Origin of the sequence: Herbaspirillum sp. WKF16, from assembly GCF_028993615.1 — a bacterium.
In the GTDB taxonomy this organism is placed as follows: domain Bacteria; phylum Pseudomonadota; class Gammaproteobacteria; order Burkholderiales; family Burkholderiaceae_D; genus Herbaspirillum.
In genome coordinates this window covers 2,898,622-2,924,022 of record NZ_CP118632.1, presented here as the reverse complement: position 1 = coordinate 2,924,022, position 25,401 = coordinate 2,898,622, and the positions used below count along the sequence as shown (strand labels likewise).

Here is a 25,401-nt window from a genome sequence, read left to right as displayed (position 1 = left end):
ATGTGGGTCGACACGCACTGCCATCTCGACGCCGGGGAATTCGGCGGCCATTCTGTCTCCGTTGCCGACGACGCGGCGCAGGCAGGGGTGCGCGCCATCGTGATCCCGGCCATCGCGCGCGCAAACTTCGGCGCCGTGGCGCAGTTGGCGCGCGCGGTCGGCAACGGCGTCTATGCGCTGGGTATCCATCCGCTGTACGTGCCGACGGCCAAGGAGTCCGACCTTGAGGTCCTGCGCGCGGCCATCGAGGCGGCGCTGGCCGATCCGCTGTTCGTCGGCATCGGCGAGATCGGGCTGGATTTCTTCGTGCCCGAGCTGACCGAGCCGGCCATGCGCGAGAAGCAGGAGTTCTTCTTCGCCGGCCAGCTCAAGCTGGCGCGCGACTTCGGATTGCCGGTGCTGCTGCACGTGCGCCGCTCGCAGGACATCATCCTCAAGCACCTGCGACGCATCCGCGTGCCGGGCGGCATCGCCCACGCCTTCAACGGCAGCTTCCAGCAGGCGCAGACCTTCATCGAGCTGGGGCTGCGGCTGGGCTTCGGCGGCGCCATGACCTTCCCGCGCTCGCTGCAGATCCGCCGGCTGGCGGCCGAGCTGCCGTTGTCGTCCATCGTGCTGGAGACCGACGCGCCCGATATTTCCCCGGCCTGGCGCCATCCCGACGCCAACACGCCGGACCAGATCCCGCGCATCGGCGAGGTGCTGGCCGAACTGCGCGGCATGGCCGCGCCGGACGTCGCCGCCGCCACCACCGCCAATGCCCTGGCCGCCTTGCCGCGGCTGGCATCAGCCGGATTGCCGCTCTGATGCGCAGCCTCATCATCGGTTTCGCCATCGGCATCGGCTTGCTGCAGATGCAGGCCCGCTTGCCGGGCCTGGAGTGGTACGTGGCCGGCCTTGTGCTGGCGGCGCTGCTGGCCTTCACCGCCTGGAAATTCTGGCAACCCTTCCTGCGCGTGCCGCTGCTGCTGACCTGCGGCGCCTGGCTGGGCTTCCTGTGGGCGGCGGCGTTCGCCCAGTATTACCTCGACCAGGAGTTGCCGGCGGCCTGGGAAGGGCGCGAGGTCACCGTGATCGGCACCGTCGCCGATCTGCCTGATCGCGACGCGCAAGGGCTGCGCCTGCGCTTCGACATCGAGCAGGTGGTGATGCAGGGCATGGTCATCCCGCCGGTGCCGCCGCGGGTGTCGCTGGCCTGGTACGGCAACCGCCGCCAGCAGGCGCCGGCCGAGGACGGCGAGCAGGCCGCGCCGGCGCGCATCGCGCTGCCGGAGATGCAGCCGGGCTCGCGCTGGAAGCTCAACGTGCGGCTCAAGCGCCCCCATGGCAACGCCAATCCGGACGGCTTCGACTATGAGGTCTGGCTGCTGCAGGACGATGTGCGCGCCACCGGCTACGTGGTGGGCGCGCCGGCGCCGGCCGCCGCGGTCAACCGCCGCATCGACGCTTTCGTCTGGACCCCGTCCCACGCCGTCGAGTACGCGCGCGGCTGGCTGCGCGACCGCATCCTGGCGGCCTTGCCGGGCCAGCCCTATGCGCCGGCCATCGCCGCGCTCGTCATGGGCGACCAGCGCGGCATCAGCCAGTCCGACTGGAGCATTTTCAACCGCACCGGCGTGGGTCACCTGATGGCCATCTCCGGCCTGCACATCACCATGCTGGCGGCGTTGTTCGGCGGGCTGGCCAGCTGGCTTTGGCGGCGTTCCTTCTTCACGCGCGCGCAGCTGCCGCTGCGCTTCCCGGCGCAAAAGGTGGCGGTGGCGGCGGGCATCCTGACCGCCTTGCTGTACGTCGCGCTGGCCGGCTTCGGCGTGCCGGCGCAGCGCACCCTGTACATGCTGGTGGTGGTCGGCATCGCCTTCTGGCGCGCCCGCATCATGCGCGTGTCGGTGGTGCTGTGCCTGGCGCTGGGCCTGGTGCTGCTGCTCGATCCCTGGTCGCTGCTGTGGCCGGGCTTCTGGCTGTCCTTCGGGGCGGTGGGCTTGCTGATGTACGGCACGGTGGGGCGCATGCAGCCGCGCTACGCGATGGAGGCGGCGGCGCGCACGCTGTGGTGGCGCAAGCTATGGCTGGCGGTGAAGGAGGGCGCGCGCGCGCAATACATCGTGACGCTGGGGCTGGTGCCGCTGACCATGCTGCTGTTCGGCCAGTATTCGCTGGTCAGCCCGATCGCCAATGCCGTCGCCATTCCTCTGGTGGGCCTGGTGATCACGCCGCTGGCGCTGCTGGGCAGCCTGCTGCCGGCGTTCGCCGCCGAGTACGCGCTGCAGTTGCCGCACCAGCTGCTGGGTTGGCTGGCGGAGTTCCTGCAGTGGCTGGACGGCATGCCCTTCGCGGTCTGGCAGACGCCGCTGCCGAGCTGGTGGATGTTCCTGCTGGCGCTGGGCGGCACCATGCTGATGCTGGCGCCGCGCGGCTGGCCGGCGCGCTGGCTGGGGTTGTTCGGCTGGCTGCCGCTGGTCCTGAACGCGCCTACCGCGCCGCCCGACGGCAGCATGCGCGTGACCGCCTTCGACGTCGGCCAGGGCATGGCGCTGCTGGTGGAAACGCCGACCCATCGCCTGCTGTACGACACCGGCCCGTATTACACGCCGGAGTCCGACGGCGCCACCCGGGTGATCCTGCCTTACCTGCGCGCGCGCGGCATCGACCGCCTGGACCGGGTGGTGATCTCGCACAACGACAACGACCATTCCGGCGGCGCCGTCTCGCTGTTCAAGGGCATGCGGGTGGACAGCGTATATTCCTCGCTGGCCGGCAACAGCCCGATCCTGCGGGCGGCGCCGGCGCACACGCGCTGCATGGCGGGGCAGTCCTGGAACTGGGACGGCATCGGCTTCACCATGCTGCATCCCACGCCGGAGAGCTACGACAGCGACAAGTGGAAGCCCAACGCCCGCAGCTGCGTGCTGAAGGTGCAGATCGGCCGCCAGTCCATCCTGCTGGCCGGCGATATCGAGGCGGTCCAGGAAGACCAGTTGCTCAACGGCGCCGCCGCCGAGCAGTTGCAGTCCACCGTGCTGCTGGCGCCGCACCACGGCAGCGGCACCTCGTCGACCGAACCCTTCCTGCGCGCGGTGCGGCCGGAGCTGGCGATCTTCCAGGTCGGCTACCGCAACCGCTTCAACCATCCCAAGCCGGAAGTCTTCGAGCGTTACCGGCAGCTGGGCATCCGCCGCCTGCGCACCGACGATTCGGGCGCCATCATCATGAACCTGGGCGACCAGCTGGCGGCGGAGGGCTACCGCCAGGAGCATCCGCGCTACTGGTACGGACGCTGAACCGCGGTCGGGCTTTTTTCGCGCATTTCGCGATCCGGGAAAATAGCACGCTACGGCCGCGCGCCGTTTTGCTATGCTGCCGCCACAGCCTCTCCAGCCTTGCCCGACATGAGTTCTCCCAGCCTCCCCATTTTGCATTTCGCCCATGCCAACAGCTACCCGGCGGGTACCTACGGCATGTTCTTTGAACAACTGCGCCGGCACTACGACGTGCGCGCGCTGGCCATGCACGCGCACAATCCGCGCTATCCGGTCGACGACGGCTGGCGCAAGCTTTCGCGGGAGCTGATCGAGGAGCTGGAGCAGCGCTATCGCGAGCCGGTGATCCTGGTCGGGCATTCGATGGGCGGGATCCTCTCGCTGATGGCGGCGCGCAAGCGCCCCGAGCTGGTGCGCTGCGTGCTGCTGCTGGATTCGCCGGTGGTGGCCGGCTGGCGCGCCCAGCTGCTGCGGGCGGCCAAGTTCCTCAACTATGAGAGCCGGCGCTCGCCGGCGCTGGCCTCGGTCAAGCGTCGCAACGCCTGGCCGGACATGGAGGCGGCCTACCAGCACTACGCCGCCAAGGCCATGTTCGCGGCCTGGCCGCAGCGGGTGCTGCGCGACTACGTCGAGCACGGCGTCGAGCCGCACGAGGAGGGTGGGGTGCGCCTGCGCTTCACGCGCGAGGCCGAGACCGCGGTCTACCGCACCATTCCCCATCATCTCGGTTGCCTGACGCGCCGGCCGTATCCGGTGCCCATCGGGTTCGTCGGCGGCATCGATTCGGTGGAGTGCCGCCTGGCCGGATTGGACGCCACCAGGCGCCTGGTCGGGCGGCATTTCCGCCAGATCCCGGGCGGCCACCTGTTCCCCATGGAAGCGCCGGTGGCGGCGGCGCAGGCGGCCCACGGGATGATCGCCGAACTGCTGGCGGGCGAGGCGCGCCGGAACTGAAGCCCGGGCTCGCCGGTCAAGACGGGAGGCCCCGAGGGCGCGTGTTTTTCCCATGCAAGTTTCGCCGCGGCGAGACAGATATCGGAGATGGGGATTAAAAAAACGAGCGCTTTTGGGGTATAATTTGAATTTCCCGCATGTGCCGTTCGGCACTCATCTGTAATGACCAAGTTTGTATTTGTCACTGGCGGCGTCGTGTCTTCCCTGGGTAAAGGGATTGCCGCCGCGTCCCTGGCTGCCATCCTAGAATCGCGCGGCCTCAAAGTCACCCTCCTCAAGCTCGATCCCTATATCAACGTCGACCCCGGCACCATGAGCCCGCTGCAGCACGGCGAAGTGTTCGTGACCGACGACGGCGCCGAGACCGACCTCGACCTGGGCCACTATGAGCGCTTCATCTCCGCGAAGATGAAGAAGGTGAACAACTTCACCACCGGCCAGGTCTACGAATCGGTCATCCGCAAGGAGCGCCGCGGCGAGTACCTGGGCAAGACCGTGCAGGTGATCCCGCACATCACCAACGAGATCCAGGAATTCATCCATCGCGGCGCCGAAGGCTACGAGGTTGCCCTGGTGGAAATCGGCGGCACCGTCGGCGACATCGAGTCGCTGCCCTTCCTGGAAGCCGCCCGCCAGCTGAGCCTGCGCTCGGGCCGCAACGCCACCGCCTTCGTGCACCTGACCCTGGTGCCGTTCCTGGCCTCGGCCGGCGAGCTCAAGACCAAGCCGACCCAGCACAGCGTGCAGAAGCTGCGTGAAATCGGCATCTTGCCGGACGCGCTGCTGTGCCGCGCCGACCGCCGCATTCCCGACGACGAGCGCGACAAGATCTCGCTGTTCTCCAACGTGCCGACCGACGCCGTGATTTCGGTGTGGGACGCAGATAGCATCTATAAGATTCCGCAGATGCTGCACGACCAGGGACTGGATACCATCATCTGCGAAAAGCTGGGCCTGTCGCCGAAGGCGGCCGACCTGTCGATGTGGGACAAGCTGATCGACGCGCAGAACAATCCTTCGCATGAAGTGACCATCGGCATGGTCGGCAAGTACGTCGACCTGACCGAGTCGTACAAGTCGCTGACCGAAGCGCTGCGCCACGCCGGCATCCATACCGGCAGCCGCGTGAACATCGAATACCTGGATTCGGAAGAGATCGAGGCCAACGGCACCGACAGCCTGGCCAAGTACGATGCGATCCTGGTGCCGGGCGGTTTCGGCAAGCGCGGCGTGGAAGGCAAGATCGCCGCCGCCCGCTACGCCCGCGAGAACCAGGTGCCTTACCTGGGCATCTGCCTGGGCATGCAGGTGGCGCTGCTGGAATACGCGCGCAACAAGGCCGGCCTGGCCAAGGCCAACTCGACCGAGTTCGATCCTGAGACCGAGCAGCCGGTGGTGGCGCTGATCGACGAGTGGCAGAACCACGACGGCAAGGTCGAGCGCCGCGACGCCAATTCCGACCTGGGCGGCACCATGCGCCTGGGCGCGCAGACCTGCGCGGTCAAGCCGGGCACGCTGGCCGCGGAGATCTACGGCGACAGCGTGACCGAGCGTCACCGTCATCGTTATGAAGCGAACAACTTCTATCTCGGCCGCGTGGAAGAGGCCGGCATGGTGGTCTCGGCGCGTACGCCGTCCGAAGACCTGTGCGAGATCATGGAGCTGCCGCGCGTGGGCGAGAACGCCCACCCGTTCTACATCGGCGTGCAGTATCACCCGGAGTTCAAGTCGACCCCGCGTGACGGACACCCGCTGTTCATTTCGTACATCCGCGCCGCGCTGTCGCACCACGACGCGGCTGCAAAGGGCAAAGCATGAAACTCTGCGGTTTTGAGGTCGGCCTCGACCAGCCGTTCTTCCTGATCGCCGGCACCTGCGTCATCGAGTCCGAGCAGATGGCGCTGGACACCGCCGGCACGTTGAAGGAAATCACCGGCGAACTGGGCATCCCGTTCATCTACAAGTCGTCCTTCGACAAGGCCAACCGTTCCTCGGGCTCCTCGTTCCGCGGGCTGGGCATGGAGAAGGGCCTGGAGATCCTGGCCAAGGTCAGGAAGGAAATCGGCGTGCCGGTCTTGACCGACATCCACGAGATCGACGAGATCAAGCCCGTCGCCGCCGTGGTGGACGTGCTGCAGACCCCGGCCTTCCTGTGCCGCCAGACCGACTTCATCCGCGCCTGCGCGCAGTCCGGCAAGCCGGTGAACATCAAGAAGGGCCAGTTCCTGGCGCCGCACGACATGGTCAACGTGATCGACAAGGCCCGCGCCGCCGCAAAGGAAGCCGGCCTGCCGACCGACCAGTTCATGGCCTGCGAACGCGGCGTGTCCTTCGGCTACAACAACCTGGTCTCCGACATGCGCAGCCTGGCCATCATGCGCGAGACCGGCGCCCCCGTGGTGTTCGACGCCACCCACTCGGTGCAGCTGCCGGGCGGCCAGGGCACGTCCTCCGGCGGCCAGCGCGAGTTCGTGCCGGTGCTGGCGCGCGCCGCCATCGCCACCGGCGTGTCGGGCGTGTTCATGGAAACCCACCCGAATCCGGCCGAAGCCAAGTCGGACGGTCCCAATGCCGTGCCGCTGGCGCGCATGAAGGACTTGCTGGGCACGATGATCGAGCTCGATCGCATCGTGAAGAAAGCGGGCTTCCTGGAAAACAATTTTTCCTGATCGCACCTCAAACGGCTGCCGCCCGGCGGCCGTTTGAATATGAGGAGGCGCAAGAGGCGCCTGCTCCCGCCGGGCCGAGCGCCCCGCGTCCGCCAACAATTTTTAAAACCTCGATGGAGATCTGGAATGAGTGCAATCGTTGATATTATCGGCCGTGAAGTGATCGACTCGCGCGGCAATCCCACCGTGGAATGCGACGTGCTGCTGGAATCCGGCGTGCTGGGCCGCGCCGCCGTGCCGTCGGGCGCCTCGACCGGTTCGCGCGAAGCGATCGAACTGCGCGACGGCGACAAGAGCCGCTACTTCGGCAAGGGCGTGCTGCAAGCCTGCGAGAACATCAATACCGAGATCTCGGAAGCCATCATGGGCCTGGACGCCAATGAGCAAGCCTTCCTGGACCGCACCCTGATCGACCTGGACGGCACCGAGAACAAGAGCCGCCTGGGCGCCAACGCCATGCTGGCCGTCTCGATGGCCGTGGCCAAGGCCGCCGCCGAGGAATCGGGCCTGCCGCTGTACCGCTATTTCGGCGGCAGCGGTTCGATGCAGATGCCGGTGCCGATGATGAACGTCATCAACGGCGGCGCGCACGCCGACAACAACCTGGACATCCAGGAATTCATGATCATCCCGGTGGGCGCGCCGAGCTTCCGTGAAGCGCTGCGCTACGGCGCCGAGGTGTTCCACACCCTGAAGAAGATCCTGCACGACCGCGGCCTGGCGACCTCGGTGGGCGACGAAGGCGGCTTCGCGCCGAACGTCTCCAGCCATGAAGAAGCGATCAAGCTGATCATCGAAGCCATCGAGAAGGCCGGCTACGAGCCGGGTACGCAGATCGCCCTGGGCCTGGATTGCGCCGCTTCCGAGTACTACAAGGACGGCAACTATCACCTGGCTGGCGAGAACATGGTGCTGACCCCGGCGCAGAAGACCGGCCTCTTGGCATCGTGGTGCGACAAGTACCCGATCATCAGCATCGAGGACGGCATGGCCGAGAACGACTGGGCCGGCTGGAAGCTGCTGACCGAAACCCTGGGCAAGAAGGTGCAGCTGGTGGGCGACGACCTGTTCGTCACCAACACCAAGATCCTGAAGGAAGGCATCGACAAGGGCATCGGCAACTCGATCCTGATCAAGATCAACCAGATCGGCACCCTGACCGAGACCTTCGCCGCCATCGAGATGGCCAAGCGCGCCGGCTACACCGCCGTGATCTCGCACCGCTCGGGCGAAACCGAAGACTCGACCATCGCCGACATCGCCGTGGGCATGAACGCGCTGCAGATCAAGACCGGTTCCATGTCCCGTTCGGACCGCATGGCCAAGTACAACCAGCTGCTGCGCATCGAAGAAGACCTGGGCGATATCGCCACCTATCCGGGCCGTTCGGCGTTCTACAACCTGAAGTAAGAAGCAAGCGGCGCCTGCCTCGCGATGCGGGGCGGGTGCCGCGCTGAGAGCTCCCGGCTATGCGCCTGATTATCCTTTGCCTGTCCGTCCTGCTGGTGCTGATCCAGTATCCGCTTTGGCTTGGCAAAGGCGGATGGTTCAAGGTCTGGGAGTTCGACCGCCAGGTCCAGCAGGCGCGCAAGAAGAACGACGAGCTGCGCGAGCGCAACGCCAAGCTGGCTTCCGAAGTCGACGACCTGAAGCAGAGCAAGGGCGCGGTGGAAGAACGCGCACGTTTCGAGCTGGGCATGATCAAGCAGAACGAAGTCTTCGTCCAGGTGCTCGACGGCGCTTCGGGCAAGCCGTTCTCTTCGCCCAATCCGAATCCCTACATGCCGGGTTCCGGCCAGCCCAACAGCGTCTCGGTGCCCGTCGCGGCGCCGCCGGCGGCCAGCGGCGAGGCCGCAAGGCGCGCGCACTAGGCGATGTCGCGGCGGCCTGCCATGCACGCCTGACTGCGCTCTTTCTTTCCTCCTTCCTCCTCACATCGCGCCGCATGTCCATCGATACGCCGCTGTCGCTGTTGGGCCTGTCCACCACGCCGCTGGAGCTGGTGTCCTTCCTGCTGTCGGCGCTCACGGTCTGGCTCAATATCCGCCAGAACCATTGGGCCTGGCTGTTCTCCATCCTGGCTTCGCTGCTGTATGCGGCCGTGTTCGCCGATGCGCGCCTGTACGGCGACGCCGGATTGCAGTTCGTGTTCGTGGCGGTCTCGGTCTGGGGGTGGCGCCAGTGGCTGCGCGGCGGCGAGGCGCAGCGGCCGCTGCAGGTGTCGCGCCTGCAGGCCCGCGGCTGGATCTGGATGGCCATCGCCTGGGGCCTCGGTTTCCTGGCGCTTTCGTGGTTCCTGCACCGTTATACCGACACCGACGTGCCGCACATGGATGGCTTCCTGACTGCCGGCAGCCTGGTGGGGCAATTCCTGCTGTCGCGCAAGAAGATCGAGAACTGGCTGGTATGGATCGCGGTCGACGTGCTCTATGTCGGCCTGTACGTGTACAAGCACCTGACGCTGACGGCCGTGCTGTATGCGCTGTTCGTCGTCATGGCGGCGGCCGGCTGGCGCAGCTGGCAGCGTTCGGCCAGGCAGTGCGGGGACGTCGCGCCGGCCTGAAAAAAAGCCGGGGATCGCCCCGGCTTTTGATTGCCCTGTTGGTCCGCCTGCCGCTCAGGCGGCCGGCAGTGCGGCCGGCGCCGGCGGATCGGCGAACACGATGCGGTTCTTGCCGGCGTTCTTGGCCTTGTACAGCGCGACGTCGGCGCGCTTCAACAGCTCGGCCTGGTTTTCGTCCTTGTGATGCAGCGCCACGCCGGCGCTGAAGGTGATCAGCAGGCGCTGGCTCTCATGCATGAAGATGCGCTTGGTCAGCTCGCGCTGTACGCGGGTGATGATCTGCACCGCGTCTTCAGGTTCGGTCTCCGGCATCAGCACGATGAACTCCTCGCCGCCGAAGCGCGCGATCACATCCAGCTTGCGCAGCGTCTCGCGGATCACCTTGACCATGTGGATCAATACCTCGTCGCCGGTGGCGTGGCCGTGGGTGTCGTTGATGCGCTTGAAATCGTCCAGGTCGAGCAGGGCGATGCACAGGGGCGTGTCGCGGCGTTCGGCGTTGATGATCTCGCGATCCAGCGATTCGTCCATGCCGCGGCGATTCAGGCTGCCGGTGAGCTGGTCCTCGCGCACCAGTTCGCCCATCTGCACCAGCTGGTTCTCCAGCGCATGGATGCGCGCCTCGGCCTTTTCCACTTCCTGGCGCGCGCCTTCCATGGCGTCGCGCGAGCGGGTGGCCTCGTCCTGCGCGTTTTGCGTCTCGCGCATGATCTCGTTCAGGACCGTGTTCAGGTCGCTGATGTTGCCGGCCTGGCTGATCTGCTGCGAGAAGCCGCTGATGGTCTTCTGGTAGTTGTCGGTGGTCGAGACCATCGCCGAGAGGCGGTCGACGAAGGTCAGCATCATGTTCTTGACCACCACCTTTTCCTCGGACAGGGTGTTCTTCAGCAGGCCCTGCTTGTAGATCACTTCCTTGAGGTTCTTGGTGGCGTCGGCCAGCGAGGTCTGGCTGATCGGTCCGGTGATCAGGGTCTGCACCGTCTCGATCTGGCTGGAGAGCCAGGAGCCTTGCTCCAGAAGGCCATTGATGTTTTCCAGCAGCAGCTGGAACAGGCGCATCAGCAGCTCTTGCTGCTGCGCCATGTCGTCGGTCTTGAGCTCGATCTGGAAGCTCAGTTGCTTGACCCGCGCGGTGATCTCGTTCATGGCCTGCTCGGAGAAGGCCATCTTGATGTCCTGGCCGCTCGAGCGCGATTCGTTGGCCAGCTCCGGGGCGTTGTCCAGCAGCGAGGGCAGGTTGAACACCAGGATCCGGGCCAGCACCTCGCGCAGCATCTTTTCCTTCTTGCTGTCGCGGATGAACTGGCGCTCCAGGTCCATCGGCACCAATTCGCCGTGCGGGACGTTCGGGCGGTTTTGCCAGTTCTCCGAGGCAAATTCGTTCAACTGGCGCTCATATTCCAGCCAGTCGCCGTTTTCCTGCGCCCGCACCAGGCGGGTGCCGATCAGGCCGCCTTCGCCGGGCTGCTTGGCCAGCCTGGCCGCCAGGTTGGCCAGCAGCACTTCGGGGCCCGGGCCCGGCGGCTCGTCGCCCTGGATTTCCTCGTAGGCGATGCGATAGGCCTCCGGCGTCGGCGCGATGCGGCGGCTGCCAAGGCGCTGGAAAGCCTCGCGGGCGATTTCGACGGGAGTGAGCGTGGACGGTTTCTTGGACATGCCGGCTGACGATGTTGTTGGCTTCTTGTATTCGAAGCGACACGGGGATGCTGTTGCTGGTAACGACCGGCGCGCTCAGTTGCTTGAATCGCGCCGCAGCCCGCGGCTGACGCCCGATCCGTCCGCCCATCCCCGGATGCGGCGCGATCTCGGTCGCTACTGCGGGCGGCTCGAAAAATGTCGAATCATTTTACGTCAAGCGTTTTCGGCGTGAGTGCTTTTTAAAGCGGGAAAAGCGGGGGAAAGACGTGCCTGCGCAGAGTGTCGCTTTTATTCCACCAGATTGTTCTTCAGCGCGTAGTGGGTGAGTTCGGCGTTGTGGCGCATCTTCATCTTGGCCAGCACCCGAGAGCGATACATGCTGATGGTCTTGACCGACAGCAGCAGTTCGGCGGCGATGTCGCCCACGGTCTTGCCGGAGGCGATCATGACCATGGTCTGGTATTCGCGGTCGGAGAGGGTTTCGTGCAGCGGGGTCTCGTGGTCGAAGCCGATCTGGTTGGCCAGTTCCTGGGCCAGAGAAGGGCTGACGTACTTGCGGCCGGCGGCGGCCTGGCGGATCGCCGCCAGCAGTTCCGACGGCGCCACCTGCTTGTTGAGGAAGCCCGCCGCGCCGGCCTTGAGCGCGCGGATCGCGTACTGGTCTTCGCGGTGGATGGACAGGATCAGCACCGGCAGCCCGGGTTGCTCCTTGCGGATCTGCTTGAGGATTTCGATGCCGCTGCGGTCGGGCAGGATGATGTCGAGCAGCATCACGTCGCCGTTGCCCACACGCGCCAGCTTGATGGCTTCCAGCCCGTTGGCGGCGTTGCCCGCCACGACGATGTCCTTGGTGCCGGCGCAGATCTGGCGCAAGCCCTCACGCACGATGGCGTGATCGTCGACGATCAATACCTTGATGGCTGCGGTGGCTTTCTTGCTCATGGGCGGGCTGCGTCGCTCCTGGTTGTGACGAGCCCGTATTCTATAGCGTTCATTCAGTGTGCGACAGGCACGTCGACCTTGATCGCGGTGCCCTTGCCCGGCATCGTATTGAGATGCAGCGTGCCGTCCAGCGCCTGGGCGCGCCGCCGCATGTTGCTCAGGCCGCTGCCTTCGCGCGCGGCGCCGGCCAGGTCGAAGCCGCGGCCGTCGTCCTCGATGCGCAGGGTCAGCGTGCTGCCGGCGCGCTCGACGGTGATGCTGGCGTTGTCGGCCTGCGCGTACTTGGCGACGTTGCTGAGCGCTTCCCGTACGATGCGAAACAGCGTGATCACCTCGAACTCGCCCAGGCCGTCCAGGCCATCGGCGCAGCGCTGGCGGCAGACGATGCCGGTTTGCCGGGTGAACATGCGGCTCTGCCATTCGAGCGCCTCGGCCAGGCCGAACTCGACGATGGGCGGGCAGAGGTCGTCGATGATGCCGTGCATGGCGTCGCCGGCCTCGTCGATCAATTGCTCCGCGTAGCGGGCCTGCTCCCGCGGCTGTTCCATCCCGGCCGACCGTTCCAGGCCGGTGCGCAGCTGGGCCAGCGCCATCTTGATGCCGGTCAGGTGGGCGCCAAGCTCATCGTGCAGGTCGCGCGCGATGCGCGCCCGTTCTTGTTCACGGATTTTTTCCGCAAGGGAGAGGGCTTCCTGGGGACGGTCGCCGGAGATGGTGTCATGTTGCATGTCGGGCGTGACGGTGGATGGAAAGAGCCCATCATATCCGGCATGGGCGCTGCGGTCATCAGCGTGTTGCAAAGGGCGTTGAGCTGGCGCAGGGCCGGCATGCGGGCGCTTTTTTCGTTGCCCTGGGAGAAATTTCAATAAAGGGCTTCCAATGAGGAAAAGGCGCTGCTATAATTTCATCTTTCGCGGCTGTAGCTCAGCTGGATAGAGTACTTGGCTACGAACCAAGGGGTCGTGGGTTCGATTCCTGCCAGCCGCACCAGATATAAAGGGTCCATCGCAAGATGGGCCCTTTTTTCTTTTCTCCCTCCGTTTTTCCCGTCGTCCCATCGTGGTCTTGTCCGCGCGTCACCTCAGCTGCGGGGCGGGCTTCGGCCATCGGGAAAAGAAAACAGGCCGCAGCGCGGCCTGTTTTGCATTGCGGCCGTTGCGCCGCGAATTTCAGGACTGTCAGAACTGTTCCCAAGAGCCGTTGCTGTCGTCGGTGCCGGCGGGCAGCCTGGATCCCGATGCCGGCTTGGCCGTTTGCTCCAGCTTCTTCGGCGGCGCTTCCACGCTGCGCTTGCGCGGCGGCACGGCCACCCGCGGCGCGGCGCTCTTGAATCCGGAGGGCGCGCGCGGCGCCTCGGTGACGGCGCTGCGGTCGAGCTTGAAGACGCTGACGGTGCCGGTCAGCTTCTCGGCCTGTTCCTGCAGCGACTGGGCGGCGGCTGCCGCTTCTTCCACCAGCGCGGCGTTTTGCTGGGTCACTTCATCCATCTGCGAGATCGCGATGTTGACCTGCTCGATGCCCTGGCTCTGCTCCTGGCTGGCCGAACTGATCTCGGCCACGATGTCGGTGACGCGGCGCACGCTGTTGACCACCTCGACCATGGTGCTGCCGGCCTCTTCGACCAGCTTGCTGCCGATGTCCACCTGCGCCACCGAACCCTCGATGAGACCCTTGATCTCCTTGGCGGCGGCGGCCGAACGCTGGGCCAGCGAACGCACTTCGGAGGCCACCACCGCGAAGCCGCGACCCTGTTCGCCGGCGCGGGCGGCTTCCACCGCGGCGTTCAGCGCCAGGATGTTGGTCTGGAAGGCGATGCCGTCGATCACGCCGATGATGTCGGCAATCTTGCGCGAGGATTCGTTGATCGAGCCCATGGTGTCGACCACCTTGTTGACCACGTCGCCGCCTTGCGCCGCAACCTGCGAGGCCGATTCGGCCAGCTTGTTGGCCTGGCGCGCGTTGTCGGCGTTCTGCTTGACGGTGGAGGTCAGTTCTTCCATGGCGGAAGCGGTCTCTTCCAGCGAGCTGGCCTGCTCCTCGGTGCGCGAGGACAGGTCCAGGTTGCCGCTGGCGATTTCGGTCGAGGCGACGGTGATGGTGCCGGTGCCCTGGCGCACTTCGCTGACGATGTTGAGCAGGTTGTCGTTCATGCTCTTCAATGCGTGCAGCAACTGGCCGGCTTCGTCCTTGCCGGAGGGCTGGATGTCGGCGGTCAGGTCGCCCCCGGCCACGCGCTGTGCAACTGCCACGGCTTGCTCCAGCGGGCGCGCGATCAGGCGCGACACCCATACCGCCAGCAGCATGGCCAGCGCGATACAGGCGACCACGGTTACCACGATCCACAGGCGCGCCTGGCCATAGATGGCGTCGGCCAGGGCGTTGGAGGCATCGGCGCCCTTGTCGTTGACCTCGATGAGCTTGTCCAGGTTCTGCAGCACCTGGCGATAGGCGCGGGTGGCTTCGCCGCGCTGCAGGTTGCGTGCTTCCTCGTCCTTGCCTTGCCGCGAGATGACCGCGATCTTTTCATGTTCGGCGAGGAAGGAGGCGACCAGCTTTTCCACTTCGGGGTACAGCGCCTTTTCCTCGGGCTCGGAGATCTGCGAGACGTACAGCGCCTGCTGCTTCTTCAGGATCGCGATCTGCTTTTGCGCGCTTTGCTCGATTTCCTCATATTCCTTGGGATCCTTGGCCAGGATGTGCTGCATCTCGAAGCTGCGCACGCGGGCCAGGGTGAGCTCGATGGTCGACAGCGTGCGGATGCTGGGCAGCCAGTTGGTGGCGATTTCGGTCGACGCGGAGTTGACCTTGTCCAGTTGCCGGATGGAGAAAGCGCCCAGCGCAGCCACCATGGCCACGACGACCAGGAAGGTTGCGATCAGCTTATTGGAGATCCTCAGATCGTAGAACCAGTTCATTTTCTTTCTCCTTGTTTGATGGCCCCTGAAAAGGGGCCGCTTGCCGCGCTTACGAAAATATTGCAAAAAATATAATCAATTGCAAGAAAATACAGAGCGGCAGCAGCTCCTCGTTGACGCACGGCCTGGCATTGTCAGAATTGATAATGTTGGTGAAATCATAAGGGCGCGCGTCGGCGCGGGAAATCAGGATTTTCCCGGTAGATGCAGGGCAGGTATTGCAGGAGGGAAATGCGGTTCAGCGGCCGAGCTGGTTGCAGTTGAGCCAGTAGGAGACCGTGTCCACCACGGTTTTCATGAATTCGCGCGCGTCCACCGGCTTCAGGGCGTAGCCGTTGGCGCCGGCGGCGTAGGCCCGGGCGACGTCGGGCGCGTCGTTGGAGGAGGAGAACATCACCACCGGCAGGGTTCGGGTGTGCTCATGGCTGCGCAACTGCTGCAGGAATTCAAGGCCGTCCATGCGCGGCAGGCGCGACTCCAGCAGGATCAGGAAGGGCAGGGTGACGGCCGCCTGCGCGGCCGCTTCGTCCGAAAACAGCGAGTCCGCCGCCTGTTCCGCATCCTCGAACCAGCCGAACGAGCAATCCAGCTGGCTGCGCCAGAGCGAGAAACGCGCCAGTTCAACCGACTCGGGACTGGGGTCGATCATCAATATGCTGGGGCGGGTCATTGCTTGGGTCTGGGGCTGCCTGGGGAGTTTTCGCGTCTTCGGTAGAGCTCAAGTTTGACACAGGGAATTACAGAAATCCATTGCAAAGCGCTCGCGCGGTTCTCAACCGCAGTCAGGGCGCCGGGACCGTTGCCGGCGAAAGCGGGCGCCGCTGGCCGGTAGCTTATTTTCCTTACGGGAAGATTACATGAAATTGGCCTTACCGGTGAACGAGCGTTCGCTTTTCCCTGCAGGCTAAGCGCGGCGCGACTCATTCAATTTCTGAATGCCTGATATGCGGGAATTAAATCACGGCTTGTCATACAGGTGAATTGCTTTGCAGCTATATTCCAGCCGTACGCGATAGTTACGTTACCGGAAGTTTATTTCCGCGGGCGTGCTCAAGGATGGGGATGCCGGGAAGCATCCCGGCAACGCGCATACAGGGGGTATTACATGGGAAATCCGCAAGGGCAGGGGAAGAAGGCTCTGGTGATCGGGGGCGGCGCGCCCAACTCGACGTTGATCGCCGGTGCGCTGGCCGCATTCCTCGCCGAAGGAATCGAATTCGACGTCATCTCGGCCTCCGGCGCCGGCGTCCTGATGGGACTGCTGTACACCGCGCCGCGCGACGCCTCGCCGCGCGAAGCGCTGATGCGCTGGGCCGAGGTGGGCGTGGCCGACAGCATCTACAAGCTGTTCCCGGTCAACTACAAGGTATTCAAGAAGCCGGGTTCGCAGGCGGAGAGCTATCGCGATTCCGTCATGGCGCAGATGCAGAAGCTGCCCACGCTGGGCGGCAATCCCTTCGCCGACATGTTCACGCAGCACTTCGCCGACGCCTCGGCCAAGTGGAACGACTGGATGCACCTGATGATGTCGGCCATGTCGCCGTCCGACCTCAATTCCGGCAGCCTGGGCCTGTGCGCGCACCTGCCGTTCCTGGAGCAGTCGATCGACTTCGACGCGGTCGCCCGGATGCGTCCCGAGTTCTACATCAACGCCTACAACATCGAGCGCCAGCGGATGCAGATCTGGAACAAGGACGAAATCACGCCGGCCCATGTGCGCGCCTCGCTGTCCTTCCCCTTCCTGTACGCGCCGACCGAGATCGGCGGCGAGAACTACATCGAGGGCGCCGCGCTGGATACCCTCAATTTCGATCCCTTCATCGCCGGCCGGGACGGCGCGCCGGCGCGCGAAGCCGACGTCGACACGCTGGTGGTGCTCGACATCCTGGGCGAGGATCGCCTGATCCGCAAGCCGCGCAACCTGTACGACGCCTGGGTGCGCTCCATCATCACCCCGCTGGTCAAGATTTCCAAGGCGGAGCAGCGCCTGTTCGAACTCGAACACAACACCGATCCCGCCACCGGCAAGCCGTTGCGCAAGATGCTCAAGGTCGACCTGATGAAGGGCGTGCCCGAGCAGCACTGGCCGCAGGTGCTGGACTGGTCCGCCACCAACATGCAGCTGCTGTTCGACGTCGGCTACCAGGCCGGCCTCGAATTCTGCCGCACGCACGGCGATGCCCTGGGCGCGCCGTTGAAGGAAGCGCCATTGGCCGCGTGAGCGGCCCGTGCGCCGGATAGAGAAGTCCATTCCAACAAGCCGAGCAAGGCAACAACAAGAGCCGGCGATGGCAATTCGCATCGCGGGGTAGAGGGACAAAACCGGCTCCGGGGAAACTCGGGATTCAATCAATATCATTTCGTGGACTTTTACATCATGACGATCACCAAGCGCCTGATCATCACCTTATCGACAGCCCTGCTAGCGCTGTTGTTCGTGGGCGTGGACGGACTGTGGCAGTTGCAGCGCTCGCAGCAGAGACTGGAGTTGATCCAGAACCGCATCATCCCGGGCATGGACAGCCTGAACCTCCTGAAGGGCTACCTCGCCGACTCGCGCCTGGCCGGCTATCGCCTGTCGGTGTTCGCCAACCTGCCCGACAAGAGCGCCTTGCAGAAGGCGGTCGACGCCTCCAACAAATCGCTGGACGAAGAGTTCGCGCACTATGAGCGCGACCTGATCTTCGACGACAAGGACCGCGAGCTGATCAAGGCCGACAAGGCCAACATCGAAGCCTATCGCAAGGCCCTGGTGCCGTTCTTCGCCGCCGCCTACGCCAACGACATGGACGGCGTGCGCGCCACGCTGCAAGCCGGCACGCCGCTGGCGATCTCGGCCGGCGCCGCCAAGAAGGGCTTCGACGACCACATCCTGATCGGCCGCAAGATGATCGATGCCATCAAGGCCGAAAGCGACGAAGCCTATGCCTTCGCCTTCCGCACCATGGTCGCGGTGATCGTGGTGGCGATCCTGCTGACCGGCCTGCTGGCCCTGCAGGTGCTGCGCAACGTCAGCCGCAGCCTGGCCAGGATGCAGGACAATTTCGAACGCGTCAGCCAGACGCTGGACCTGTCGCGTCCGGTGCCGGTGGAGCGCATGGACGAGGTCGGACGCACCGCCGCCGCCTTCAACAAGCTGCAGTCGCGTATCGTGGACGTGGTCGCCACCACGCGTAGCTCGACCGATTCGGTGACCGTGGCCGCACGCCAGATCGCCGCCGGCAACGCCGACCTGTCGGCGCGCACCGAACAGCAGGCCGCCGCGCTGGAAGAAAGCGCCTCCAGCCTGGAGCAGTTGACGTCGGTGGTGCAGCAGAACAGCGAGAACGCCCGCCAGGCCAACCAGCTGGCGCAGTCGGCTTCCTCGATCGCATCGCAGGGTGGCGACGTGGTGCGCCAGGTGGTCGAGACCATGAATTCGATCAACGACTCCTCGCGCAAGATCGTCGACATCATCGCGGTGATCGACGGCATCGCCTTCCAGACCAACATCCTGGCGCTGAATGCAGCGGTGGAAGCCGCGCGCGCCGGCGAGCAGGGCCGCGGCTTCGCCGTGGTGGCCTCGGAAGTGCGTTCGCTGGCGCAACGCTCGGCGGCCGCCGCCAAGGAGATCAAGGGCTTGATCGATGATTCGGTGGAGAAGGTCGGCACCGGCAGCAAGCTGGTCGAACAGGCCGGCAGCACCATGGCCGAGATCGTCGACAGCGTGGCGCGCGTGACCCAGATCGTGGGCGATATTTCCGACGCCAGCCAGGAGCAGAGCTCGGGCATTTCGCAGGTCAACCAGGTCATCTCGCAGATGGACCAGACCACCCAGCAGAATGCCGCGCTGGTGGAAGAGGCGGCCGCAGCCGCGGCTGCGTTGCAGCAGCAGGCCGAGACGCTGGAACGCGTGGTCAGCGTGTTCAAGCTGGACACCAATCGCCTGTCCGCTCCCGTGTCGGCGGCGCCGGTCGCGCCGCGCAATGTCACTCCCTCCGCCGCCCGGCTGCGCAGCGAAAGCGGCGCTGTGAAAAAGCTGGAAATGGATCTCGAAGAGTTCTGATTCGCGGCTTCATGATGTTCCTAAAAAAGCTCCCTCATCTGGGAGCTTTTTTTGTTTCTGAAAAGCGGGCGCATTTTCCGCCGGGGGGACGGGCGCCGGCGCGTGCTTCGAGAGGCAAATGATGTTACACTTAATGCTAATCATTATCATTTGACCGACCAGGAGAACTCGAAGATGATTGGTATCAAAAAAATCGCCGCCGCAGCAGCCGTGGCCGCCGTGATGGCATGTACCGCCGGCGCCGCCTCGGCCGCCGAATACCCGATCGGCAAGCCGCAGATCCAGAACGGTTTCGAAGTCAACGCCGTGTACCTGCAACCGGTGAAGATGGAGCCGGACGGCATGATGCTCGACGCCGCCAAGTCCGACATCCACCTGGAAGCCGACATCCGCGCCGTCGCCAAGAACCCGAACGGTTTTGCCGAAGGCGACTGGATGCCCTACCTGGTCATCAAGTACGAACTGACCAAGGCCGGTTCGACCAAGTCCATCAAGGGCGACATGATGCCGATGGTGGCCAACGACGGTCCGCACTACGGCGACAACGTCAAGCTGGAAGGCCCCGGCAAGTACAAGCTGAAGCTGACCATTTCCTCGCCGCAGGCCAATGAGCATGCCCACTTCGGTCGCCACGTCGACAAGGAAACCGGCGTCGGCCCGTGGTTCAAGACCTTCGAACTGACCTACGATTTCACCTTCGCCGGCATCGGCAAGAAGGGCGGCTACTGATCCGCCTGGCCGGCGCGATGAGGGCAACGTCCTTTCCCGCGCCGGCAACGATCGACGCTGCAACATGAACGCCGGCTGCCTGGAGCGATGATTCTTCAGCACAGCCGGCTTCCTTTTTTGAATTCCGGAGAGTCCATGTTCCTATCGAAAGCCCGACCGGCCCTGGCCGCTGTTGCAATGCTGGCCGCCGCATCGCTGGCCTCGGCCGCCGACCTGCCGACCTTCAAGCTGGAAATGCAGGACGGCAAGCTGATCCCGCCGCGCATCGAGGTGCCGTCCGGCCAGCGCATCAAGATCGAGATCCACAACATCGGCAAATCCGCCGCCGAGTTCGAAAGCATCGAACTGCGCAAGGAAAAGGTGCTGGCGCCCGGCGCGCAGTCCTTTGTCGTGATCGCGCCGCTGCGTCCGGGCGAGTACAAGTTCTTCGACGACTTCCATCTCAACATGCCGCAGGGCGTGATCGTGGCGAAGTGAAGTGAGCGGATGAGTTCGACGAGGGCGCAGGCCGTGCGCCCCGTACAAGAAAGACGCCCGGAGCAGGGCGCGGGACGCGAGGAGCGCATGCGTCGCCCGGAACCGCTGCAGGCGGGCCGGCTGGTTTGAACGAAACAAGCTTTGCAAGGAAGGATTTCAATGGGACAGGTCATGTTCATCGTCTGGCGCGAGAGCGTCGAGGCGCTTCTGGTGGTCGGGATTCTGTATGCCTGGCTGAAGAACGGCGACGTCAGCGCGCGGCGCGGCTTGCCCTACCTGTGGAGCGGCGTGGTCGCCGGCGTGATGCTGGCGGCCGCCCTGGGCGCTGCGCTGCTGGGTTTCTCCGAGTTGCTGTCGGGCGACGCCCAGACCTGGTTCCAGATCGCCATCGTCCTGATCGCCTCGGTGCTGATCGTGCAGATGGTGTTCTGGATGCGCAAGCACGGCCGCACGCTCAAGAAGGACATGGAAAACTCCATGCAGGCCAGCGCCGACAGCGGCAGCTGGTGGGGCGTGTTCGTGCTGGTGGCGCTGGCCATTGCGCGCGAGGGCAGCGAGACCGCAGTGTTCCTTTACGGCATCGGCCTGGGGCAGCAGGACGCCAGCACCGGTTCGCTGATCCTGGCCGGCGTGATCGGCTTCGGCCTGGCCTTCCTGACCTTCTATATCCTGCAGCTGGGCGGCAAGGTATTCTCCTGGCGCCGCTTCTTCCAAGTCACGGAAGTGATTTTGCTGCTGCTGGCGGCCGGCCTCCTGGTGACCGGCATCGAGAAACTGTTCGACGTCCTGCTGGAAAGCTCGGATGCGCTGGCCTCTGCCGACTGGACCATGACCCTGACCGCGCCGCTGTGGGACACCTCCGGCCTGCTGGACGACTCCACCACCCTGGGCAGCCTGGTCTCCACGCTGACCGGCTACCGCGCCCGTCCGGCGCTGTTGTCGGTGATCGTTTATGCGCTCTATTGGCTTGTGGTATGCTCGGCCCTTTATCGCAAGCCGAAGCCTCAGCCAAAGAGGCAAGAAGCAGTCTGAGCACGCCATGAATACCTGTACGCAATCGCCGACCATGCTCTCGCGTACGGGCGAATGGATGCGCCGCAACGGCGCCTCCATTCGCGCTCTGCAGTGGATCGTGGTGGCGGTGTACGCCTTCCTGATCCTGGTGCCGGTGTTCCTGCCGCTGCCCGACGAAACCGCCCACCTCTGGTCCAACATCACGCTGATCGCCCAGTTCGCCTTCTGGGGCATCTGGTGGCCGTTCGTGCTGGTGAGCATGGTATTGATGGGGCGCGTGTGGTGCGGCGTGTTGTGCCCGGAAGGGGCGCTCACCGAGTTCGCCAGCCGGCACGGGCGCGGACGCGCGATTCCCAAATGGATACGCTGGGGCGGCTGGCCTTTCGTGGCCTTTGCCCTGACCACCGTCTACGGCCAGATGGTCAGCGTCTATCAATACCCCAAGGCAGTGTTGCTGGTGCTGGGCGGTTCGACCGTCGGCGCCATGATCGTCGGCTACCTCTACGGTCGCGACAAGCGCGTCTGGTGCAAGTACCTGTGCCCGGTCAACGGCGTGTTCGGCCTGCTCGCCAAGCTGGCGCCGCTGCACTACAAGGTCAACGAGGATGCCTGGCGCGCCTCATACCATCCCGAGCACAAGATCATCCCCATCAACTGCGCGCCGCTGGTGCCGCTGCGCAACATGAAGGGCGCGTCCGACTGCCACATGTGCGGACGCTGCGCCGGCCATCGCGACGCCATCGCGCTGACCTTCCGCCCGCCGGCGGTGGAAGTGGTCACCTTCGGCAAGACCCAGAACAACCTGTGGGAAAGCGCGCTGGTGCTGTACGGCCTGCTGGGCATCGCCATCGGCGCCTTCCACTGGACCGCCAGCCCCTGGTTCATCGCCGCCAAGCAGGAGATCGCCACCTGGCTGATCGACCGCGACATCATGTGGCCCTTCGGCACCCAGGCGCCGTGGTGGCTGCTCACCAACTACCCGCAGCAGAGCGACGTCTTCACCTGGCTCGACGGCGCCATGGTGGTCGGCTACATCATGGTCACCGCCTTGGTGCTGGGAACCGGCGTGGCGCTGATGTTCGCGCTGGCCACGCGCCTCCTGGGCAAGTGGGAGTGGAGCCGCTTCAACCACCTGGTGCAGGCGCTGATCCCGCTGGCCGGCTGCGGCGTGTTCGTCGGCCTCTCGGCCACCACCATCAGCCTCCTGCGCGCCGAGCACTGGCCGGTCTACTGGGCCAACGACGTGCGCGCCACGCTGCTGTCGGCGATGACGCTGTGGAGCTTGTGGCTGGGCTGGAAGATCATCGCGCGGCACACCTCGTCGTGGGCGCTGCGCCTGGCGACGCTGGCGCCGGTGATCGGCGGGCTGGCGCTGGTCAACTATGCCTGGCTGCTGATGTTCTGGCTCTGGTAGGCGCCGCGCGTCCACCATCCACGGAGGCAATCCGCGGCAGGCTTTCGGGCCTGCCGTTTTTCATGGCGGGCCTGCTGCAGATCATGGCGGCGGCCGGCCAGGCGGGTACAATGCGCGGCTTTCCCTGTTTGCAGTTCCCGTCCTGAGGATTTTTCATGAGCGCCTTGCCTTCCTGCCCCCAATGCCAGTCAGAGTTCACCTATGAGGATGCCGGCATGCTGGTCTGCCCGGAGTGCGCGCACGAGTGGAGCGCCCAGCAAGCGCCCGCCGCCGAGCAAGCCAAGGTATGGCGCGACGCCGCCGGCAACGTGCTGCAGGACGGCGATACCGTCACCGTGATCAAGGACCTGAAGCTCAAGGGCGGCGGCGGCGTGGTCAAGATCGGCACCAAGGTCAAGAACATCCGCCTGGTCGAAGGCGACCACGACATCGATTGCAAGATCGACGGCTTCGGCGCGATGGGACTCAAGACCGAGTTCGTCAAGAAGGCCTGAGTCGCCGGCCGATCCTCGGCAGTGGCGACAGTCACGTAAAATAGCGGGTTCCCGGCGGCTGCTGCCGTCCGGATTCCTTCAAGAACAACGAGACAACGCCATGGCCCGACCGCGCTTCCTGCCCGACAACCTGACCCTGATGCTGATCGCCGTGGTGGCGACGGCTTCCATCCTTCCCTGCACCGGCCAGGTCGCCGCCGTGTTCGACGGCCTGACCACCTTCATGATCGGGCTGCTGTTCTTCATGCACGGCGCCAAGCTGTCGCGCGAGGCGGTAGTGGCCGGTTTCACGCATTGGAAGCTGCATGTCACGGTGCTGCTGTGCACCTTCGCCATCTTCCCGTTGATCGGCCTGGCGTTGAAGCCGGTGCTGCTGCAGGTGATCACGCCCGAGCTCTATCTGGGCCTGCTGTTCCTGTGCGTGCTGCCGTCCACCGTACAATCCTCGATCGCCTTCACCTCGGTGGCGCGCGGCAATGTGCCGGCGGCGATCTGCGCCGCATCGGCCTCGAACCTGCTGGGCATCTTCCTGACGCCCTTGCTGGTTGGCGTGCTGGTGGTGGCCAATGGCGGCGAAGGGCATTCCTCGCTGGATTCCATCCTCAAGATCGTCTACCAGCTGCTGCTGCCGTTCGTGGCCGGCCAGATCGCCCGGCGCTGGATCGGCGCCTGGATCGAGCGCAACAAGTCCTGGCTCAAGTTCGTCGACCAGAGCTCCATCCTGCTGGTGGTCTACGTCGCCTTCAGCGAGGCCGTGGTGGAAGGGCTGTGGCGCCAGGTGCCCATCAGCATGCTGGTGGCGCTGCTGGTGATCAGTGCGGTGCTGCTGGCCATCATCATGGGCATCACCACCTGGGGCAGCCGTCGCCTGGGATTCAACAAGGAGGACGAGATCACCATCGTCTTTTGCGGCTCCAAGAAAAGCCTGGCCTCCGGCGTGCCGATGGCCAAGGTGCTGTTTTCCAGCGGCGCCATCGGCATGGTGCTGCTGCCGGTGATGCTGTTCCACCAGTTGCAGCTGATGGTGTGCGCGATCCTGGCCCAGCGCTACGGCGCGCGCCGGGATGAGGCGCAGGCGGCGGCCGCCGACGGCGGCGGCGACTAAGCGCAATATCGCGCGTCCAATGAAAAACCGGCCCGAGGGCCGGTTTTTTTCCGTGGATACTGCGTTGATGCTCAGGGCGCCGGGTTCGGCTGATTCCTGTGGATCGCCTCGATGCCGGCCAGCACTTCCTCGCTTAGCGTCAGCTCCAGGCTGTCCAGGTTGCTGCGCAACTGCTCCAGCGTGGTGGCGCCGATGATGTTGGAGGTGATGAATGGACGGCTGTTGACCCAGGCCAGCGCCATTTGCGCCGGATCCAGGCCATGCTGGCGGGCCAGCGCGACGTACTCTGCGGTGGCGCGCTCGGCCTGCGGATTGGTGTAGCGCACGAAACGTTCGAACAGCGTCAGGCGGCCGTCGGCCGGGCGCGCGCCGTTGAGGTATTTGCCGCTCAGCATGCCGAAGGCCAGCGGCGAATAGGCCAGCAGGCCGACCTGCTCGCGGTGGGCGAACTCGGCCAGGTTGATTTCAAAACTGCGGTTCAACAGGCTGTACGGGTTCTGGATGGTGACCACGCGCTCCAGGCCGTGCTGCTCGGCCGCGCGCAGGAACTGCGCCACGCCCCAGGAGGTTTCGTTGGACAGGCCGATATAGCGGATCTTGCCGGCCTTCACGAACTCGGAGAGCACCTTCAGCGTTTCCTCGATGGGTACCGTGGTCTCGTCGGCCACGTGCTGGTAGTTCAATTGGCCGAAGCTGTTCACGCTGCGGTCGGGCCAGTGCAGCTGGTACAGGTCGACGTGGTCCAGCTGCAGGCGCTCCAGGCTGCCGTTCAGGGCCTCGGTGAGACCCTTGCGGTCGAGGTTGTTGATGCCGCCGCGCACGTGGCGCGGATTGTGCGGCTTGCGCGCCGGGCCGGTGCACTTGGTGGCGATCAGCAGCCGCTCGCGCTTGCCCGACTTCTTCAGCCAGGTGCCGAGGTAGCGTTCGGTCAGGCCCTGGGTTTCGGCCTTGGGCGGCACCGGATACATCTCGGCGGCATCGATCAGGTTGACGCCGCGCTCCACCGCGTAGTCGAGCTGGGAATGCGCCTCGGCTTCGGTATTCTGCTGGCCCCAGGTCATGGTGCCCAGGGTGATCAGGCTGACCTTGGCGTCGGTGCGGCCGAGTTGGCGATACTGCATGGGATTCTCTCCTTGTTGTTGTCGGCGCCGGCGCCGGGGGCTGGCGGGGGCGGCGCGCCGG

Annotated in this window: 22 protein-coding genes and 1 tRNA gene; 17 read left to right on the top strand and 6 right to left on the bottom strand. The window is 65.1% G+C overall.

Features of this window, described 5'->3' with window-relative positions; genetic code table 11:
• The 8 genes from Herbaro_RS13290 (at position 1) to pnuC (ending at position 9,446) form a co-directional block, all read left to right on the top strand.
• Positions 1–807, top strand: coding sequence for a TatD family hydrolase (locus Herbaro_RS13290; protein WP_275010106.1), 807 nt, complete (start codon positions 1–3; stop codon positions 805–807).
• Positions 807–3,281, top strand: coding sequence for a DNA internalization-related competence protein ComEC/Rec2 (locus tag Herbaro_RS13285; RefSeq protein WP_275010105.1), 2,475 nt, complete (start codon positions 807–809; stop codon positions 3,279–3,281). The genes Herbaro_RS13290 and Herbaro_RS13285 overlap by 1 nt, the downstream gene beginning before the upstream one ends.
• 108 nt (positions 3,282–3,389) lie before the next feature.
• Entirely contained in the window at positions 3,390–4,214 is an 825-nt protein-coding gene (locus Herbaro_RS13280) for an alpha/beta fold hydrolase (protein WP_275010104.1), read from the top strand.
• Positions 4,215–4,376: 162 nt separating this feature from the next.
• Positions 4,377–6,032, top strand: a complete 1,656-nt coding sequence (locus Herbaro_RS13275; RefSeq protein WP_275010103.1) for a CTP synthase — start codon at positions 4,377–4,379, stop codon at positions 6,030–6,032.
• On the top strand, positions 6,029–6,883 hold the full coding sequence (gene kdsA / locus Herbaro_RS13270) for a 3-deoxy-8-phosphooctulonate synthase (RefSeq protein ID WP_275010102.1): 855 nt from the start codon (positions 6,029–6,031) through the stop codon (positions 6,881–6,883). The genes Herbaro_RS13275 and kdsA overlap by 4 nt, the downstream gene beginning before the upstream one ends.
• 126 nt (positions 6,884–7,009) lie before the next feature.
• A complete protein-coding gene (gene eno, locus Herbaro_RS13265) occupies positions 7,010–8,293 on the top strand; it encodes a phosphopyruvate hydratase (protein ID WP_275010101.1) in 1,284 nt (427 codons plus the stop codon).
• A 59-nt stretch (positions 8,294–8,352) separates the two neighbouring features.
• Positions 8,353–8,754 carry a cell division protein FtsB gene (gene ftsB, locus Herbaro_RS13260; protein WP_275010100.1) on the top strand — a complete coding sequence of 134 codons (402 nt, stop codon included), beginning with the start codon at positions 8,353–8,355 and terminating at the stop codon, positions 8,752–8,754.
• A 74-nt stretch (positions 8,755–8,828) separates the two neighbouring features.
• Positions 8,829–9,446: a nicotinamide riboside transporter PnuC gene (gene pnuC / locus Herbaro_RS13255; protein WP_275010099.1), complete on the top strand. Its 618-nt coding sequence runs from the start codon at positions 8,829–8,831 to the stop codon at positions 9,444–9,446.
• A 54-nt stretch (positions 9,447–9,500) separates the two neighbouring features.
• On the opposite strand, the gene Herbaro_RS13250 is transcribed toward pnuC, so the two are convergent.
• The 3 genes from Herbaro_RS13250 to Herbaro_RS13240 all read right to left on the bottom strand — a co-directional run bounded on the left by Herbaro_RS13250 (position 9,501) and on the right by Herbaro_RS13240 (position 12,754).
• A complete protein-coding gene (locus tag Herbaro_RS13250) occupies positions 9,501–11,102 on the bottom strand; it encodes a diguanylate cyclase (RefSeq protein ID WP_275010098.1) in 1,602 nt (533 codons plus the stop codon).
• A 270-nt stretch (positions 11,103–11,372) separates the two neighbouring features.
• Positions 11,373–12,026, bottom strand: coding sequence for a response regulator (locus Herbaro_RS13245; RefSeq protein ID WP_275010097.1), 654 nt, complete (start codon positions 12,024–12,026; stop codon positions 11,373–11,375).
• A 53-nt stretch (positions 12,027–12,079) separates the two neighbouring features.
• The gene (locus Herbaro_RS13240; protein ID WP_275010096.1) at positions 12,080–12,754 is read right to left on the bottom strand and encodes a sensor histidine kinase; all 675 of its coding nucleotides are present in this window, start codon (positions 12,752–12,754) and stop codon (positions 12,080–12,082) included.
• Positions 12,755–12,939: 185 nt separating this feature from the next.
• On the opposite strand from Herbaro_RS13240, the gene Herbaro_RS13235 reads away from it, so the two are divergent.
• A tRNA-Arg gene (locus tag Herbaro_RS13235) sits at positions 12,940–13,016 on the top strand.
• A gap of 188 nt (positions 13,017–13,204) precedes the next feature.
• On the opposite strand, the gene Herbaro_RS13230 is transcribed toward Herbaro_RS13235, so the two are convergent.
• Together Herbaro_RS13230 and Herbaro_RS13225 are read right to left on the bottom strand one after the other, a co-directional pair.
• Positions 13,205–14,941 carry a methyl-accepting chemotaxis protein gene (locus Herbaro_RS13230; protein ID WP_275010095.1) on the bottom strand — a complete coding sequence of 579 codons (1,737 nt, stop codon included), beginning with the start codon at positions 14,939–14,941 and terminating at the stop codon, positions 13,205–13,207.
• 238 nt (positions 14,942–15,179) lie between these two features.
• The gene (locus Herbaro_RS13225) at positions 15,180–15,611 is read right to left on the bottom strand and encodes a response regulator (RefSeq protein ID WP_275010094.1); all 432 of its coding nucleotides are present in this window, start codon (positions 15,609–15,611) and stop codon (positions 15,180–15,182) included.
• 435 nt (positions 15,612–16,046) lie between these two features.
• Here Herbaro_RS13225 and Herbaro_RS13220 point away from each other — a divergent pair, with 435 nt between their 5' ends.
• The 8 genes from Herbaro_RS13220 to Herbaro_RS13185 all read left to right on the top strand — a co-directional run bounded on the left by Herbaro_RS13220 (position 16,047) and on the right by Herbaro_RS13185 (position 24,219).
• Positions 16,047–17,162 carry a patatin-like phospholipase family protein gene (locus Herbaro_RS13220; protein ID WP_275010093.1) on the top strand — a complete coding sequence of 372 codons (1,116 nt, stop codon included), beginning with the start codon at positions 16,047–16,049 and terminating at the stop codon, positions 17,160–17,162.
• Between the two features lie 156 nt (positions 17,163–17,318).
• Positions 17,319–18,986: a methyl-accepting chemotaxis protein gene (locus tag Herbaro_RS13215; RefSeq protein ID WP_275010092.1), complete on the top strand. Its 1,668-nt coding sequence runs from the start codon at positions 17,319–17,321 to the stop codon at positions 18,984–18,986.
• Positions 18,987–19,160: 174 nt separating this feature from the next.
• Positions 19,161–19,715 carry an iron transporter gene (locus Herbaro_RS13210; RefSeq protein WP_275010091.1) on the top strand — a complete coding sequence of 185 codons (555 nt, stop codon included), beginning with the start codon at positions 19,161–19,163 and terminating at the stop codon, positions 19,713–19,715.
• 135 nt (positions 19,716–19,850) lie between these two features.
• A complete protein-coding gene (locus tag Herbaro_RS13205) occupies positions 19,851–20,192 on the top strand; it encodes a cupredoxin domain-containing protein (RefSeq protein ID WP_275010090.1) in 342 nt (113 codons plus the stop codon).
• Positions 20,193–20,351: 159 nt separating this feature from the next.
• Positions 20,352–21,224 (top strand): FTR1 family iron permease, encoded by an 873-nt coding sequence (locus tag Herbaro_RS13200; RefSeq protein WP_275010089.1) that lies wholly within the window; start codon positions 20,352–20,354, stop codon positions 21,222–21,224.
• A 58-nt stretch (positions 21,225–21,282) separates the two neighbouring features.
• Positions 21,283–22,620 (top strand): 4Fe-4S binding protein, encoded by a 1,338-nt coding sequence (locus Herbaro_RS13195; RefSeq protein ID WP_275014015.1) that lies wholly within the window; start codon positions 21,283–21,285, stop codon positions 22,618–22,620.
• A 155-nt stretch (positions 22,621–22,775) separates the two neighbouring features.
• A complete protein-coding gene (locus Herbaro_RS13190) occupies positions 22,776–23,114 on the top strand; it encodes a zinc ribbon domain-containing protein YjdM (RefSeq protein ID WP_275010088.1) in 339 nt (112 codons plus the stop codon).
• A gap of 100 nt (positions 23,115–23,214) precedes the next feature.
• Positions 23,215–24,219, top strand: coding sequence for a bile acid:sodium symporter family protein (locus Herbaro_RS13185; protein ID WP_275010087.1), 1,005 nt, complete (start codon positions 23,215–23,217; stop codon positions 24,217–24,219).
• A 71-nt stretch (positions 24,220–24,290) separates the two neighbouring features.
• Here Herbaro_RS13185 and Herbaro_RS13180 read toward each other — a convergent pair whose 3' ends face one another.
• Positions 24,291–25,340, bottom strand: coding sequence for an NADP(H)-dependent aldo-keto reductase (locus tag Herbaro_RS13180; protein WP_275010086.1), 1,050 nt, complete (start codon positions 25,338–25,340; stop codon positions 24,291–24,293).
• Between the last annotated feature and the right edge of the window lie 61 nt (positions 25,341–25,401).

Coding starts and splice junctions, on each gene's coding strand:
- Herbaro_RS13290 (WP_275010106.1), top strand. CDS start 1: ATGTGGGTCGACACGCACTGCCATCTCGACGCCGGGGAATTCGGCGGC.
- Herbaro_RS13285 (WP_275010105.1), top strand. CDS start 807: ATGCGCAGCCTCATCATCGGTTTCGCCATCGGCATCGGCTTGCTGCAG.
- Herbaro_RS13280 (WP_275010104.1), top strand. CDS start 3,390: ATGAGTTCTCCCAGCCTCCCCATTTTGCATTTCGCCCATGCCAACAGC.
- Herbaro_RS13275 (WP_275010103.1), top strand. CDS start 4,377: ATGACCAAGTTTGTATTTGTCACTGGCGGCGTCGTGTCTTCCCTGGGT.
- kdsA (WP_275010102.1), top strand. CDS start 6,029: ATGAAACTCTGCGGTTTTGAGGTCGGCCTCGACCAGCCGTTCTTCCTG.
- eno (WP_275010101.1), top strand. CDS start 7,010: ATGAGTGCAATCGTTGATATTATCGGCCGTGAAGTGATCGACTCGCGC.
- ftsB (WP_275010100.1), top strand. CDS start 8,353: ATGCGCCTGATTATCCTTTGCCTGTCCGTCCTGCTGGTGCTGATCCAG.
- pnuC (WP_275010099.1), top strand. CDS start 8,829: ATGTCCATCGATACGCCGCTGTCGCTGTTGGGCCTGTCCACCACGCCG.
- Herbaro_RS13250 (WP_275010098.1), bottom strand. CDS start 11,102: ATGTCCAAGAAACCGTCCACGCTCACTCCCGTCGAAATCGCCCGCGAG.
- Herbaro_RS13245 (WP_275010097.1), bottom strand. CDS start 12,026: ATGAGCAAGAAAGCCACCGCAGCCATCAAGGTATTGATCGTCGACGAT.
- Herbaro_RS13240 (WP_275010096.1), bottom strand. CDS start 12,754: ATGCAACATGACACCATCTCCGGCGACCGTCCCCAGGAAGCCCTCTCC.
- Herbaro_RS13230 (WP_275010095.1), bottom strand. CDS start 14,941: ATGAACTGGTTCTACGATCTGAGGATCTCCAATAAGCTGATCGCAACC.
- Herbaro_RS13225 (WP_275010094.1), bottom strand. CDS start 15,611: ATGACCCGCCCCAGCATATTGATGATCGACCCCAGTCCCGAGTCGGTT.
- Herbaro_RS13220 (WP_275010093.1), top strand. CDS start 16,047: ATGGGAAATCCGCAAGGGCAGGGGAAGAAGGCTCTGGTGATCGGGGGC.
- Herbaro_RS13215 (WP_275010092.1), top strand. CDS start 17,319: ATGACGATCACCAAGCGCCTGATCATCACCTTATCGACAGCCCTGCTA.
- Herbaro_RS13210 (WP_275010091.1), top strand. CDS start 19,161: ATGATTGGTATCAAAAAAATCGCCGCCGCAGCAGCCGTGGCCGCCGTG.
- Herbaro_RS13205 (WP_275010090.1), top strand. CDS start 19,851: ATGTTCCTATCGAAAGCCCGACCGGCCCTGGCCGCTGTTGCAATGCTG.
- Herbaro_RS13200 (WP_275010089.1), top strand. CDS start 20,352: ATGGGACAGGTCATGTTCATCGTCTGGCGCGAGAGCGTCGAGGCGCTT.
- Herbaro_RS13195 (WP_275014015.1), top strand. CDS start 21,283: ATGCGCCGCAACGGCGCCTCCATTCGCGCTCTGCAGTGGATCGTGGTG.
- Herbaro_RS13190 (WP_275010088.1), top strand. CDS start 22,776: ATGAGCGCCTTGCCTTCCTGCCCCCAATGCCAGTCAGAGTTCACCTAT.
- Herbaro_RS13185 (WP_275010087.1), top strand. CDS start 23,215: ATGGCCCGACCGCGCTTCCTGCCCGACAACCTGACCCTGATGCTGATC.
- Herbaro_RS13180 (WP_275010086.1), bottom strand. CDS start 25,340: ATGCAGTATCGCCAACTCGGCCGCACCGACGCCAAGGTCAGCCTGATC.